11 protein-coding genes are annotated in these 13747 nt (G+C 68.5%); 7 read left to right on the top strand and 4 right to left on the bottom strand.

The window, feature by feature from the left end; all coding sequences use genetic code 11:
• Positions 1-12: 12 nt before the first annotated feature.
• From BVC93_RS01925 to BVC93_RS01915, 3 genes are all read left to right on the top strand, one after another.
• Positions 13-1062: a DUF3152 domain-containing protein gene (locus tag BVC93_RS01925; RefSeq protein WP_083735696.1), complete on the top strand. Its 1050-nt coding sequence runs from the start codon at positions 13-15 to the stop codon at positions 1060-1062.
• A gap of 139 nt (positions 1063-1201) precedes the next feature.
• Positions 1202-2368 carry an adenylyltransferase/sulfurtransferase MoeZ gene (gene moeZ / locus BVC93_RS01920; RefSeq protein WP_192860338.1) on the top strand — a complete coding sequence of 389 codons (1167 nt, stop codon included), beginning with the start codon at positions 1202-1204 and terminating at the stop codon, positions 2366-2368.
• A 141-nt stretch (positions 2369-2509) separates the two neighbouring features.
• On the top strand, positions 2510-3364 hold the full coding sequence (locus BVC93_RS01915; RefSeq protein WP_083735694.1) for a TIGR02569 family protein: 855 nt from the start codon (positions 2510-2512) through the stop codon (positions 3362-3364).
• Between the two features lie 54 nt (positions 3365-3418).
• Here BVC93_RS01915 and BVC93_RS01910 read toward each other — a convergent pair whose 3' ends face one another.
• The gene (locus BVC93_RS01910) at positions 3419-3715 is read right to left on the bottom strand and encodes an MGMT family protein (protein WP_083735693.1); all 297 of its coding nucleotides are present in this window, start codon (positions 3713-3715) and stop codon (positions 3419-3421) included.
• A 3-nt stretch (positions 3716-3718) separates the two neighbouring features.
• Entirely contained in the window at positions 3719-4498 is a 780-nt protein-coding gene (locus BVC93_RS01905; protein ID WP_442929008.1) for an alpha/beta fold hydrolase, read from the bottom strand.
• Positions 4499-4549: 51 nt separating this feature from the next.
• On the opposite strand from BVC93_RS01905, the gene BVC93_RS01900 reads away from it, so the two are divergent.
• Both BVC93_RS01900 and BVC93_RS01895 read left to right on the top strand, forming a co-directional pair.
• Positions 4550-7705, top strand: coding sequence for an ATP-dependent helicase (locus BVC93_RS01900; protein ID WP_083735691.1), 3156 nt, complete (start codon positions 4550-4552; stop codon positions 7703-7705).
• Positions 7702-10950, top strand: coding sequence for a UvrD-helicase domain-containing protein (locus tag BVC93_RS01895; RefSeq protein ID WP_083735690.1), 3249 nt, complete (start codon positions 7702-7704; stop codon positions 10948-10950). Before BVC93_RS01900 ends, BVC93_RS01895 begins: the two co-directional genes overlap by 4 nt.
• Position 10951: 1 nt before the next feature.
• Here BVC93_RS01895 and BVC93_RS01890 read toward each other — a convergent pair whose 3' ends face one another.
• Complete coding sequence (locus BVC93_RS01890; RefSeq protein WP_083735689.1) at positions 10952-11335, bottom strand: DoxX family protein; 384 nt, start codon at positions 11333-11335, stop codon at positions 10952-10954.
• A gap of 92 nt (positions 11336-11427) precedes the next feature.
• Between BVC93_RS01890 and BVC93_RS01885 the strand changes: the two genes are divergently transcribed.
• On the top strand, positions 11428-12522 hold the full coding sequence (locus BVC93_RS01885; RefSeq protein WP_083735688.1) for a potassium channel family protein: 1095 nt from the start codon (positions 11428-11430) through the stop codon (positions 12520-12522).
• The gene (gene nudC, locus BVC93_RS01880) at positions 12509-13447 is read left to right on the top strand and encodes an NAD(+) diphosphatase (RefSeq protein ID WP_083735687.1); all 939 of its coding nucleotides are present in this window, start codon (positions 12509-12511) and stop codon (positions 13445-13447) included. Before BVC93_RS01885 ends, nudC begins: the two co-directional genes overlap by 14 nt.
• 9 nt (positions 13448-13456) lie before the next feature.
• Here nudC and BVC93_RS01875 read toward each other — a convergent pair whose 3' ends face one another.
• Positions 13457-13714 (bottom strand): mycoredoxin, encoded by a 258-nt coding sequence (locus tag BVC93_RS01875; protein WP_083735686.1) that lies wholly within the window; start codon positions 13712-13714, stop codon positions 13457-13459.
• Between the last annotated feature and the right edge of the window lie 33 nt (positions 13715-13747).

Genomic DNA, 13747 nt, shown 5'->3' with positions numbered 1-13747 from the left:
CATCCTGGGTCGGTGACCTTCGACCCAGGGCGTCGCGGGCCCAGTCGTGCACCTGTGGTGCACAGCGAGTGGCGCGAGCCGCTGCGTGCCCAGCGTGATCCGTTGGCCGAGGATTCCGGACGGGCTCGGTCCAACCGCGACGAACGTCAGCAGTGGCGCAAGCAGACCTGGCTCGGACGCTTCATCTCCACCTATGGGTGGCGCGCTTACGCGCTGCCGATCCTCATGGTGGTCACGGTGTTGGTGGTCTACCAGACCATCACTGGAACCGAGACGCAGACGCCGGCAGCCGTGGAGGAACCGGTGCAGGGGCCGCCCACCATCGGTGTCGAATCCACCGCCATCATCGGTGCTCCGCCGAAGGGCCTGACGCAGTTCGACGCCAACCTGCCCACCGGGATCCTGCCCGCGGGCGGTCCCTTCACCGAGGCCGGGGCCAACACCTGGCATGTGGTGCCGGGGACCGAGCCGCAGGTGGGGCAGGGCACCGCGAAGGTCTTCACCTACACCGTCGAAGTCGAGGACGGCCTGGACACCACGTCGTTCGGTGGTGATGACGGATTCGCCCAGATGGTCAGCCAGACCTTGTCGAATCCCAAGAGCTGGGTGCACAATCCGCAGTTCGCGTTCGTCCGCACCGACGCCACGTCGACGGTGGAACCCGACTTCCGAGTCTCGCTGACGTCGCCGATGACCATCCGACAGGGCTGCGGTTACGAGATCCAGATCGAGACGTCCTGCTTCAACCCGGCCTACAGCCCCAGCCCCGGTGCCGCCCCCCAGCCGCGCGTGTTCATCAACGAGGCGCGGTGGGTGCGCGGCGCGGTGCCCTTCCAGGGGGACGTCGGGTCCTACCGGCAGTACCTGATCAACCATGAGGTCGGTCATGCCATCGGCTACCAGCAACACGAGCCCTGCCCGGGCAACGGCGATCTGGCGCCCATCATGATGCAGCAGACGTTCTCCACCTCTAACAACGACAACACCCTGTTCGACCCTGGGGCCATTCCCGCCAACGGCCTGACGTGCCGGTTCAACCCCTGGCCGTATCCCATCGCCTGATCTGCGATCAGATCTTCGTGCAATCTCGGCGCATCGCCGGATTCTCGGGAAGCAGTGGAGGACGATTACGGTTGTTGATAGGACTCGACGTGAGTCGGGCGTATCAATCCGTGCAATCGAGGAGATAACGGTGTCGCCGTTGCCGCCGCTGGTAGCGCCAGCAGCCGAACTGACCCGCGAAGAGGTTTCGCGTTACAGCCGGCATCTGATCATTCCGGACCTGGGTCTCGACGGGCAGAAGCGGCTGAAGAATGCCCGCGTCCTCGTCATCGGGGCCGGAGGCCTGGGTTCGCCCACCCTGCTCTACCTGGCCGCCGCGGGTGTCGGCACCATCGGCATCGTCGAATTCGACGTGGTCGACGAGTCCAACCTGCAGCGCCAGATCATCCACGGCCAGTCCGACATCGGCCGCTCCAAGGCGCAGAGTGCCCGCGACTCGGTGCGTGAGGTCAACCCGTTCGTCGAGGTCCGCCTGCATGAGCTGCGCCTGGAGCCCGACAACGCCGTCAACTTGTTCAAGCAGTACGACCTGATCCTCGACGGGACCGACAACTTCGCCACCCGCTACCTGGTCAACGACGCCGCCGTGTTGGCGGGCAAGCCCTACGTATGGGGCTCGATCTACCGGTTCGAAGGTCAGGTGTCGGTGTTCTGGGAGGACGCCCCCGACGGCCTGGGGCTGAACTACCGCGACCTCTATCCCGAACCGCCGCCACCGGGGATGGTGCCGTCGTGCGCCGAGGGCGGTGTGCTCGGCATACTCTGTGCCTCCATCGCGTCGGTGATGGGCACCGAGGCCATCAAGCTGATCACCGGCATCGGCGACACCCTGTTGGGCCGACTGATGGTCTACGACGCGCTCGACATGACGTATCGCACCATCAAGATCCGCAAGGACCCGGCGACGCCCAAGATCACCGAGCTGATCGACTACGAAGCCTTCTGTGGTGTGGTGAGCGAGGACGCCGCGGCCGCTGCGGCCGGCTCCACGATCACTCCCCGCGAGTTGCGCGAGATGCTGGACTCCGGCAAGAACATCGCCTTGATCGACGTGCGTGAACCCGTCGAGTGGGACATCAACCACATTCAGGGCGCGGAGCTGGTGCCCAAGGGCACGTTCGAGAACGGCGAGGCGTTGTCGAAGTTGGCCGTCGACCGAATGCCGGTGTTCTACTGCAAGACCGGCGTCCGGTCAGCCGAGGTGCTGGCCATTGCGAAGAAGGCAGGCTTCTCCGACGCGGTACACGTCCAGGGCGGTATCGCGGCGTGGGCGAACCAGATCGAACCGGACATGGTCACGTACTGACGGTTCTCTCGCCTGTTGGGTGGGTCCGGGCCTGGTCGGCCGCAGGGATGTGCCCTACCGCACGTCACCGCTTCGACACGAAATCGGCACACGCTGATCAGCGGGCCAGTTCGGCGGGGTGGCGACGATAGGCTGAGCCCCATGACTGTCGATGTGCCGCCGGATCATGTGTTGGCGGCCTTCGGGCTCGGGGGAGCTAGACCGGCGCCACTGGGTTCGACGTGGGAAGGTGGCTGGCGCTGCGGCGAAGTGGTGCTGTCCATGGTGGCCGATCACGCGCGGGCCGCATGGTCGGCGAAGGTTCGCGAGACGCTGTTTGTCGACGGGGTGCGACTGGCCCGTCCGGTGCGCTCCACCGACGGCCGCTACGTGGTGGCCGGCTGGCGTGGTGACACCTACGTCGCCGGCACGCCGGAACCGCGCCACGACGAGGTGATCTCGGCCGCCGTCCGCCTCCACGAAGCCACAGCCACGCTGGAACGTCCCCGCTTCCTGACCCAGCCTCCGGTCGCGCCGTGGGGCGACGTCGACGTCTTCATCGCCGCTGACCGCGCCGCCTGGGAGGAACGCCCGCTGCACTCGTTGCCGGCCGGTGCGCGGGTGTCGCCGGGATCGGCGGACGGGCAACGCTCGATCGACCTGATCAATCAGCTCGCCGCCCTGCGCAAGCCGACCAAAAGCCCGAATCAGCTGGTGCACGGTGACCTGTTCGGCACGGTGCTGTTCGCTGGCACTGCCGCGCCTGGTATCACGGACATCACCCCCTATTGGCGGCCCACGTCGTGGGCGGCCGGTGTCGCCGTCGTGGACGCCCTGGCCTGGGGTGAGGCCGACGACGGTCTCATCGAACGGTGGAGTGCCCTGCCGGAGTTTCCGCAGATGTTGTTGCGGGCGTTGATGTTCCGACTGGCGGTTCACGCTCTGCACCCCAGGTCCACCGCGGCAGCGTTTCCCGGCCTGGCGCGTACCGCCGCGCTGGTGCGCCTGGCTGTTTAGCCCGGTCGAGGACGCGGCTGCCAAGGAGCCGGGGTGACGGCCGGGCGGCAAGGCTCAGAAAACGTGTCTGACCTCACGCAACGGAATGCGGCCGTCGTCGGCCAGCACACCCTCGGCCCGCAACCTCTCCAGCTGACGGGTGGCCAGGTGCGGCGCCGGACGACCCGAGCTCCTGATCACGCGGTGCCAGGGCAGATCCGAGGAGTCGGTGCGCATGATCCATGCGACGATGCGCGGGCTGGAAAGCTCTGCCGCTGAGGCGATGTCACCATAGGTGGACACCTTGCCCGGCGGGATGGATGCCACCAGCGCACGCACCCGCTCCACCTGGTCGTCGGTGATGGGTGCCACGGCTCAGTTCTCCAGGACCCGACGGATGACGGCGGCTGTCTTCGCGGGTTTGGCCTGCGACACCATGTGATCACAGTCCATGTCCACCAGTTCGAATGCCGCACCGAGCCTCTGGCGCAGACCCGCCACCAGCTGATCGGTCACATAGGGCGGCGATGTCCTGGTGGCGCGCACCAGCACAGTGGGAATCGGCTTGTCCGGCAACGACGCCGGCCGGGCCAGCTCACTCCAGTACGACATTGTTGCAGGCACGCTGATGCGCCAGCCGAGCCGGCCGTTCGGCAGCGTGAGTAGGTGTTCGTCCAGTTCGCTGTCGAGTTGGGCGTCGTCGACGTCGGCCCAGGAGCCGTTGCGCTTCTCGGCGCGGGCCTCGGCGCGGTCCGGGTAGTCGGGGGAGGCGAACATGGCGTCGGCGATCTCACGCATCCACTCACCGTCGAGACCCACCGCCGGATCCAGCAGTACCAGCCCGGCCACCACGTCCGGACGGGTGGCGGCCAGGTGCAGGGCGATGGCGCCGCCGAACGAGTGGCCCACCACCACAACGGGTTCGGAGAGCAATCCGCCGAGGGCGGCGGCGTTCTCGTCGATGGTCCACGGTGCGGCCCAGGATGAACGGCCGTGCCCGAGCAGGTCAGGGGCCAGCACCGTCACTTCCGGCAGGTGACGGGTGGCCAGGTGCTCCCATCGACGGCCGTGGCCGGTCAGGCCGTGGATGGCCAGGACATGGGGCGGGCCGTCCGGTCCGTATCGATGCACATGGAGTTGGCGGGTCACATCCATGATGGTGCCAGCTCGCACCGACTTGTCGGACCCCCGTGGTGTCATTCCCGCATGACCGCATCCACCTCCGCCGCCCAGGGCCTCACCCGTCGCTGGCCTGCCCCGGCGTCGGCGCTGCTGCATCCGGAATGCCAGGGCGTGGTCCGTGTTCTCGGTGGGGCAGGCACGGGAAAGAGCAGCCTGCTGGTGGACACCGCGGTGGCACGCATCTCTGCGGGGGTGGACACCGAATCTGTGCTGTTGCTCACCGGTTCCGGTCGCCCGGGTGGCCGGTTGCGTGCCCAGCTCACGTCGGCTCTGCTGTCCGCAAGTGCCGATCCTGAGCAGCGCAGCGTGGTCCGTCAGCCGTTGGTGCGCTCCTTGCACGCCTATGCCTTCGCGGTCTTGCGGCTGGCGGCTCAGCGCGCTGGTGATCCGCCGCCGCGGCTGATCACCAGCGCCGAGCAGGACGGCATCATCCGAGAGCTGCTCGAGGGTGACCTCGAAGACGGTGCGCTGTTCTGGCCGCAGCAGCTGCGCCCCGCACTCGGTACGGCGGGCTTCGCCACCGAGTTGCGGGACTTGTTGGCGCGCTGCGCGGAACGTGGCATCGACCCGCAGCAGCTGCAGCGGCTGGGACGGTCGGCGCGGCGCCCGGAGTGGACGGCCGCCGGCAGGTTCGCCCAGCAGTACGAGCAGGTGATGCTGCTGCGCTCGGCAGTCGGTATGGCCGCCCCGCAGGCCACCGTCCCGGCGCTCGGTGCCGCTGAACTGGTGGGCGCGGCATTGGAGGCGTTCGCCACCGATCCGGACCTGCTGACCTCCGAACACGCCCGCATCGGCACCCTGCTGGTCGACGACGCCCAACACCTGGATCCCCAAGCTGCGCACCTGGTCCGGGCGCTGTCGGCGGGTGCCGAGCTCACCGTGCTCGCCGGTGATCCCAATCAGTCGGTGTTCGGCTTCCGTGGTGCCGACCCGGCCCTGTTGCTCGGCGGCGACTCACCCACCATCGAGCTGCAGGTCAGTCACCGCTGCTCCCCGGCGGTGGCCACCGCCGTCAACGGTCTGGCTGCGCGCCTGCCGGGTGCGGGTCCGGCCCGCGTCATCAACGGCAGCGGTGAGCAGCCAGGTTCGGTCAGCGCGTTGCTGGCCGCATCCGACCATGCGCAGGCCACGCTCATCGCCGATGTACTGCGTCGTGCCCATCTACTCGACGGCATCCCCTGGTCGCAGATGGCGGTTGTCGTGCGGTCGGTGCCGCGGGTGGCGGGCCTGCCCCGCATCCTGGCCGCGGCCGGTGTGCCGGTGGCGCCGCCGTCCACCCGCGCACCCCTGGCCGACAATGCGGTGGTGCGAGCGCTGCTCACGGCCCTGGCCGCTGGTGCAGGTGAACTCACCGGCGAACAGGCTCAACTTCTGCTCACCGGGCCCATCGGCCGCGTCGATCCGGTCTCGCTGCGCCAGCTGCGCAGGTCACTCCGCCGATTCGACAACGCCGGGCTCTCCACCGTGGGTGACTTGCTGGCAGCGACCCTGCGCGACGGGATTCCGGACGGGCTGGCGCCTGCGCATGCCCGGCCGCTGCGGCGCGTCCGCTCGGTGCTCGATGCGGTTACCGGTGGGCAGCAGCAGGATCCGCGGTCGGTCCTGTGGGAGGCCTGGCACCGGTCCGGCCTGCAGCGGCGGCTGTTGACGCTCAGTGAACGCGGTGGGGCCGGCGGGGCGCGTGCCTCGGCGGACCTCGACAACGTGACCGAGCTGTTCGCCGTCACCGATTCCTACGTCTCGCACACCGCGGGCGCCTCGGTGGCGGGTCTGGTCCGCCACGTCGACAGCCTCGGACTGCCGGTCCGGGTGGCTGAGCCCGTCGCACCGCCCGAGGCCATCAGCATCGTGAGCCCGCATCAGGCCATCGACGGGGAGTGGGACCTGGTGGTCATCGCCGGCCTGCAGGAAGGGCTGTGGCCCAACACCGTTCCGCGCGGCGGCGTTCTGGGCACCCAGCGGCTGCTGGACACCCTCGACGGCATCGGTGACGCCGTCTCGGTCACCGCTCCGCTGGTCGCCGAGGAACGACGCCTGCTCATCACCGCCGCGGGCCGGGCCCGGCGTCGGCTGGTGGTCACCGCGGTGGAAGGCGAGGGCAGTGACGCCGACGGACTGGCCATCCCGTCACCGTTCTTCGCTGAGCTGGCCGTATACGCCAGCTCAAAGGGAGATGACGAGGTGACGCTGGAACCGGTCGCGGCGCCTGCGGTGCTGTCCGTACCGGCGGTGGTGGGGCGGTTGCGGGCTGTGGTTTGTGCTCCCGCCGAGGCAGTGGACCAGCACACCCGCGCCGGCGCCGCGGCCCAGCTGGCGCGGCTGGCCAAGGCCGGTGTCCCCGGTGCCGACCCAGCCGGCTGGTACGCCATGACACCCCTGAGCACCCGTGACCCGCTGTGGAGCGGGGACCAGCACACCGTGACACTGTCGCCGTCGACGCTGCAGACCCTGCAGGACTGCCCGCTGCGGTGGCTGCTGGAACGCCACGGTGGCGCCGATGCTCGCGAATTACGGTCCACCATAGGAACATTGGTGCATGCGTTGATCGCCCAGCCGGGACGCACCGAGAATCAGCTCAATGCCGACCTCGACGCCATCTGGCAGGAACTGCCATTCGAGGCGCAGTGGTTCGCCCGCAACGAACTGGCGCGCCACCGGGAGATGCTGGGCGCATTCACCGAATGGCACAGCCAGACCCGCCGCGAGCTCACCGAAGTCGGCGTCGAGGTGGACATCGACGGTGACGTGGCTGCCGCCGACGACGACGGGCCGGGAGTCCGGGTCCGTGGCCGCGTCGACCGGCTGGAACGCGACGCCGAGGGCCGGCTGGTCGTGGTCGACGTGAAAACCGGCAAGACCCCGGTCAGCAAGGACGATGCGCAGAAGCACGCGCAGATGGCGTTGTACCAACTGGCCATCGCCGAAGGTGTGCTCCCCGGCGAGGCGACACCCGGCGGTGCACGCCTGGTGTACGTCGGTAAATCCACCGCCGGCGGCGCCGCCGAACGTGTGCAGGACCCGATGGCACCGCAGACCCGCGAGCAGTGGCGCGCACAGGTTCGGGCAGCGGCCGCGGCCACAGCGGGCCCGCAGTACGTCGCCCGGGTCAACGACGGGTGTGGACACTGCCCCATACAACCGTTCTGCCCGGCGCACAAGGTCGGTAAGGAGCAAGCATGACCAGTGTCGAAGTGCGCTACCAACCGGCGGAACTTGCTGCCGCCCTCGGTCTTCCACGTCCCACCGATGAGCAGGCCGCGGTCATCTCGGCTGCGCCGGGCCCGCTGGTGGTCATCGCCGGAGCCGGTGCGGGCAAAACCGAGACCATGGCCGCCAGGGTGGTGTGGCTGGTCGCCAACGGGTTCGCCCACCCCGGTCAGGTACTCGGCTTGACCTTCACCCGCAAGGCGGCGGGCCAGCTGTTGCGCCGCGTGCGTTCGCGGCTGAGCCGGCTCGCCGGAACAGGTTTGGCGGCAATCGAATCCGCTGATCCGGTCACGGTGAGCACCTATCATGCGTTTGCGGGGACGCTGCTGCGTGAGCACGGGTTGCTGCTGCCGGTCGAGCCGGACAGCAGACTGCTCTCTGAGACCGAACTGTGGCAACTGGCCTACGACGTGGTGTGCAGCTATCCGGGTGACCTCGACACCACAAAGACCCCGGCCGCCGTCACGGCGATGGTGCTGCGGTTGTCCGGGCAACTCGCCGAGCACCTGGTCAGTACGGATCAACTGCGCGACACCCACGTCGAACTGGAACGGCTGGTGCACACCTTGCCCGCTGCGCCCTACCAACGCGATCGCGGCCCCAGCCAGTGGCTGCTGCGCCTGTCCACCGCCCAGACCGACCGCGCCGAATTGGTTCCGCTGATCGACGCATTGCACCAGCGGCTGCGGGCCGAGAAGGCCATGGACTTCGGCATGCAGATGTCCGCAGCGGCTCGGTTGGCCTCTGAGCACCCCCAGGTGGGCGAGCAGTTGCGGCAACGGTTCCGGGTCGTGCTGCTCGACGAGTACCAGGACACCGGCCACGCCCAGCGAGTGGCACTGTCCGGGTTGTTCGGCGGCGGCGCCGATGACGGTCTGGCGCTCACCGCCGTCGGTGACCCCATCCAGTCCATCTACGGCTGGCGCGGTGCCTCGGCCACCAACCTGCCCCGCTTCACCACCGATTTCCCGTACGCCGACGGCACTCCGGCACCCACCCTCGAACTGCGCACCAGCTGGCGTAATCCGCCCAGCACGCTGCGAGTTGCCAACGCCATCTCCGAAGAGGCGCGGCAACGGTCGGTGGCGGTGCGTGAGTTGCGCGCCCGCCCGGACGCCGACGAGGGCACGGTGCGGTGCGCACTGCTGTCCGACGTGGAAGCCGAACGCGACTGGGTGGCCGACCACATCGCGGGTCGGTACCGGGAGGCCGCGGACGCGGGTGCGCCGCCACCCACCGCGGCAGTCCTGGTGCGTCGCAACGCCGATGCCGCGCCCATGGCTGTCGCGCTGCGGGCCCGCGGGGTCCCCGTCGAGGTGGTCGGTCTCGCCGGACTGTTGGCCGTCGAAGAGGTTGCCGATGTGGTGGCGATGCTGCGGTTGGTGGCCGACCCGGCGTCCGGTGCCGCTGCCATGCGGGTGCTGACCGGGCCCCGGTGGCGGCTGGGTGGCGCCGATATCGCCGCGCTGTGGCGCCGCGCCCGCCAGCTGGTGGTGACACCGGTGCCCGGCACCCCCGACGTGGGCGAGATCGTCGCGCAGTTGGCTCCGGATGCCGACACCGCATGCCTGGCCGACGCCATCTGTGATCCGGGCGCGGCCGAAGCGTATTCGCAGGCTGGGTATCGGCGGATCACCGCGCTCGGTGAGGAATTGACCACGCTGCGCGCCCACCTCGGCTACTCGGTGTCGGATCTGGTGGCCGAGGTCCGCCGGGTCTCCGGGATCGACGTCGAGGCCATGGCCGTCCCCACTGGCGCTGACGGCCGGACCGGCAGTGAACAACTCGACGCCTTCGCCGATGTCGTCGATGCGTACGCTGCCCGCGGCGCCACCGGCGCTGGCAACGACATCGCGGGATTGCTGGCGTATCTGGACGCCGCCCGGGAGGTCGAGAACGGGTTGGCGCCGGCGGAGCTCACGGTGGCCAGTGACCGCGTGCAGATTCTCACCGTGCATGCCGCCAAGGGGCTGGAATGGCAGGTCGTCGCCGTCCCGCACCTGGCGGGGCGGGTGTTCCCGTCCACCGCGGCGCGCAGCACCTGGCTCACCGATGCCGGCGAGTTGCCACCGCTGCTGCGCGGTGACCGGGCCGGTTTGGGTGACCACGGGGTGCCGGTTCTGGACACGTCGGCGGTCACCAATCGAAAGCAGCTGTCCGACACCGTTACCGCGCACCGCAGCCAGCTCGACCAGCGTCGGGTGGACGAAGAGCGCAGGCTGCTCTACGTCGCCATCACTCGCGCCGAGGACACGCTGCTGCTGTCTGGGCACCACTGGGGTGCCACCGAAAGCAAGCCGCGCGGCCCATCGGAGTTCCTGATCGAACTGAAGGACATCATCGACACCGCAGCAGCAGAAGGCCGGCCCTGCGGGGTGGTCGAGCACTGGGCGGCAGAACCCGCCGAGGGCGAGTCGAACCCGTTGCGAGACACCGTGATCGAGGCGCTGTGGCCGGTTGATCCGGCGGCGGATCACCGCACGGACATCGAGAGCGGCGCGGCGCTGGTGCAGGCCGCGATGAGTGCCGGCGCACCCGCGGGAGACAACGAGTGGTCTGCCGATGTCGACGCACTCCTGGCCGAACGCGAGCGCACGCCGTGGCAACCCAGCACGGTGTTGCCCGGGCAACTGTCTGTCAGCAACCTGGTGGAGTTGGGTCGCGACCGGGCGGCGGCAGTCCGCCGGTTTCATCGCAGAATGCCGGTTCGCCCTGACCCGTTTGCGTTGTTGGGCACCGCATTCCACGACTGGGTGCAGCGATTCTATGGGGCCGAGCGTCTGTTCGACCTCGCCGATCTGCCGGGCGCGGTGGACGCGGAGTTGGCCGCGGCCGAGGCCGACGAACTGGCCGACCTGCAAGCGTCGTTCATGGCGTCACCGTGGGCGTCTCGCACGCCGACCGATGTCGAGGTGCCGTTCGAGATGATGGTCGGTGAGGTTGTGGTGCGGGGACGCATCGATGCGGTGTTCTCCGACAAGGACGGCGGGATCACCGTGCTGGACTGGAAAACCGGTGTGCCCGCAGCGGGGCAGGAGGCGCAGAAGCACGCCGCCGTCCAGCTCGGTGTCTATCGGCTGGCGGCCGCGGCGCTGTACGGGGTTGCCGAATCCGAGGTTCGTGCGGTGTTCCACTACGTCCGCAGCGGGCAGACCGTCACACCGGAGGTGTTACCCGATGCGGCCATGCTCGCCGAGCTCGTGGGTCAAGACGCGTAGGTCAGGATTCCCGTCGGATCTTCAGCGCCTGCGTGATCATCGGGATCTGCATCGGCAGCCGCGCCAGGGCCACCAGCCGCATCGGCCACGGCTTGTCCCACCACAGCCGCACCATGTTGACGTTGCCGGGGAACACGCCGAGATACAGCAACACCGCAGCCAACGCACCGAGCCGTCTGGTCTTTGCGGGCACCAGCAGCGCCGCGGTGCCCAGCTCGGCCACCCCGGAGGCGTACGTGTAGAACCGTGGGCTGCCAGGCAGCTCGGCGGGAACGATCCCGTCGAACGGCTTGGGCGCCGCAAAGTGCAGGATGCCGATCCCGGTGAGTCCGGCGGCCATTGTGTAGGCACGCTTGTCGGCAGCGGTGGGGGTGTTCGACGTCATGATGTCTCCAGCTTCATGGTTACATGATGTCGTGCGCCGGGATGACCCGAGGGAAGAGCCGGATTCTGGTCCGGATCAGCTAAGCGAGCACTGTGGCCAAGAATAGGCTGCGGCGCCGGCTTCGCCGTCTCGATGAGGCACTGACCGCGAAACCCGATGCGGCGCTGGTCGAGTACCTGCACATCCCGGAGAACTTCGTCAGCCCGGCCCGCAGGATCTTCATGCGGGTGTTCTACGCCTTGGGCGCGCTGTTTGCGGCGGTGCTGATCGTCTACCTCGACCGCGACGGCTATCGCGACATCGAGAGTGCGCCGGTTCCGGGAGGGCTGTCGTTCCTGGACTGCCTGTACTACGCCACGGTGTCGCTGTCGACCACCGGTTACGGTGACATCACCCCGGTCACCGAGACCGCCCGGCTGGTCAACGTCCTGGTCATCACCCCGCTGCGGGTGGCGTTCCTGATCGTGCTCATCGGTACCACGGTCGAAACGCTCACTGCGGCCTCGCGCCAAGCCCTCAAGATCCAGCGTTGGAGGAACTCCGTGCGTAACCACACCATCGTCATCGGCTACGGCACGAAGGGTAAAACCGCCGTTGCCGCGATGGTCGGGGACAACGTGAAACCCGGCGAGATCGTTGTCGTCGACACCGACCAGGCCTCCCTGGACCGCGCCAGCCAGGCGGGTCTGGTCACCGTCCGCGGCGACGCCAACCGCTCGGACGTGCTGCGGCTGGCCGGGGCCCAGCACGCCGCGGCCATCATCGTGGCCACCAACAGCGACCCCACCGCCGTGCTGGTCACGCTGACCGCCCGAGAGCTGGCGCCCAATGCCAAGATCATCGCCTCGATCCGGGAGTCGGAGAACCAGCACCTGCTGCGGCAATCCGGTGCCGACTCGGTGGTGGTGTCCTCGGAGACGGCGGGCCGACTACTGGGGATCGCAACTCAGACGCCGAGTGTGGTGGAGCTCATCGAGGACCTCCTGACCCCCGACGCCGGCTTCGCGATCGCCGAACGTGAGGTCGAGCCCAAGGAGGTCGGCGGGTCCCCGCGTCACCTGAAGGACATCGTGTTGGGTGTGGTGCGCGACGGGCAGCTCAAACAGGTCAGCGATCCCGAAGTGGATGCCGTGGAGGCCACCGACCGCCTGCTTTACGTGCGCAGCGCGGAGGATGACCGTGGTTGACTTCCAACTCCGAAACGTACCGCTGCTGTCCCGGGTCGGCGCCGACCGCTCCGATCAGCTCCGCACCGATATCGACGCCGCCATCGCGGGGTGGGCCGATGCCGCCGTACTGCGCGTCGACAGCCGGGGTCAGGTGCTGATCTCCAACGGGCACGTGGTGCTGGGCACCACCGCAGGGCTGGGTGACAAGCCGCCGGCCGACGCGGTGTTCCTCGGTCGGATCGACGGCGGCAGGCACGTCTGGGCCATCCGCGCGACGTTGGAGCCGCCGCAGGACGGAGCTGACTCCCATGTCCTCGATTTGCGTCGTGCCGGAACGGTTTTCGACGACGTGAGTTCGCAGCTGGTGGCCTCGGCCACGGCGCTGCTGAACTGGCATGACAGTGCCCGGTTCAGCTCCGTGGACGGGGCGCCCACCACACCCGTCAAAGCCGGGTGGTCACGGGTCAACAGCGTCACCGGGCACGAGGAGTTCCCGCGGATCGATCCTGCGGTGATCTGCCTGGTCCACGACGGCGGTGACCGGGTGGTGCTGGCCCGCCAGACGGTGTGGCCGGACCGGATGTTCTCGCTGCTGGCCGGATTTGTGGAGGCCGGCGAGTCGTTCGAGACGTGTGTGCGCCGCGAGATCGCCGAAGAGGTCGGCCTGACGGTGCACGACGTGCGCTACCTGGGCAGCCAGCCGTGGCCGTTTCCGCGGTCGTTGATGGTGGGATTCCACGCTGTCGGCGATCCCGACGAACCGTTTGCGTTCAACGACGGTGAGATCGCCGAAGCGCACTGGTTCACCAGGGCGCAGGTGCGGGCTGCGCTGGAGATCGGTGATTGGAGCAGCGCTGCCGCCTCGGAGTCCAAACTGCTTCTACCCGGCTCGATTTCGATCGCCAGGGAGATCATCGAGTCCTGGGCGTACGCCTCGGACTGACCGCGCTGGTCAGGTTATCGACAGCTCCGCGAGTTTGCCCTCGACGTCCTTCACGGACGGATTTGTCATGGTGGTGCCGTCGGAGAACTTCACCGTGGGCACGGTCTGGTTGCCGTTGTTGACCGACTGCACGAACTTGGCGGCTTCGGGTTCGAGCTCGATGTCCACCTCGGTGTAGCCGATGCCTTTGGATTTCAGGGCCGTCTTGAGGCGCCTGCAGTAGCCGCACCACGTCGTCGAATACATGGTGAGTTCGTTGACCGTCATACCTCAATAGTGCCGGATCTCCTGCTGCCCGGG

Source organism: Mycobacterium sp. MS1601 (genome assembly GCF_001984215.1).
Lineage (GTDB): Bacteria > Actinomycetota > Actinomycetes > Mycobacteriales > Mycobacteriaceae > Mycobacterium.
Note: the sequence above shows the minus strand (reverse complement) of the source record. Positions and strands in the feature narration are given on the sequence as shown.

Coding starts and splice junctions, on each gene's coding strand:
- BVC93_RS01915 (WP_083735694.1), top strand. CDS start 2,510: ATGACTGTCGATGTGCCGCCGGATCATGTGTTGGCGGCCTTCGGGCTC.
- BVC93_RS01905 (WP_442929008.1), bottom strand. CDS start 4,498: ATGGATGTGACCCGCCAACTCCATGTGCATCGATACGGACCGGACGGC.
- BVC93_RS01900 (WP_083735691.1), top strand. CDS start 4,550: ATGACCGCATCCACCTCCGCCGCCCAGGGCCTCACCCGTCGCTGGCCT.
- BVC93_RS01895 (WP_083735690.1), top strand. CDS start 7,702: ATGACCAGTGTCGAAGTGCGCTACCAACCGGCGGAACTTGCTGCCGCC.
- BVC93_RS01890 (WP_083735689.1), bottom strand. CDS start 11,335: ATGACGTCGAACACCCCCACCGCTGCCGACAAGCGTGCCTACACAATG.
- nudC (WP_083735687.1), top strand. CDS start 12,509: ATGACCGTGGTTGACTTCCAACTCCGAAACGTACCGCTGCTGTCCCGG.
- BVC93_RS01875 (WP_083735686.1), bottom strand. CDS start 13,714: ATGACGGTCAACGAACTCACCATGTATTCGACGACGTGGTGCGGCTAC.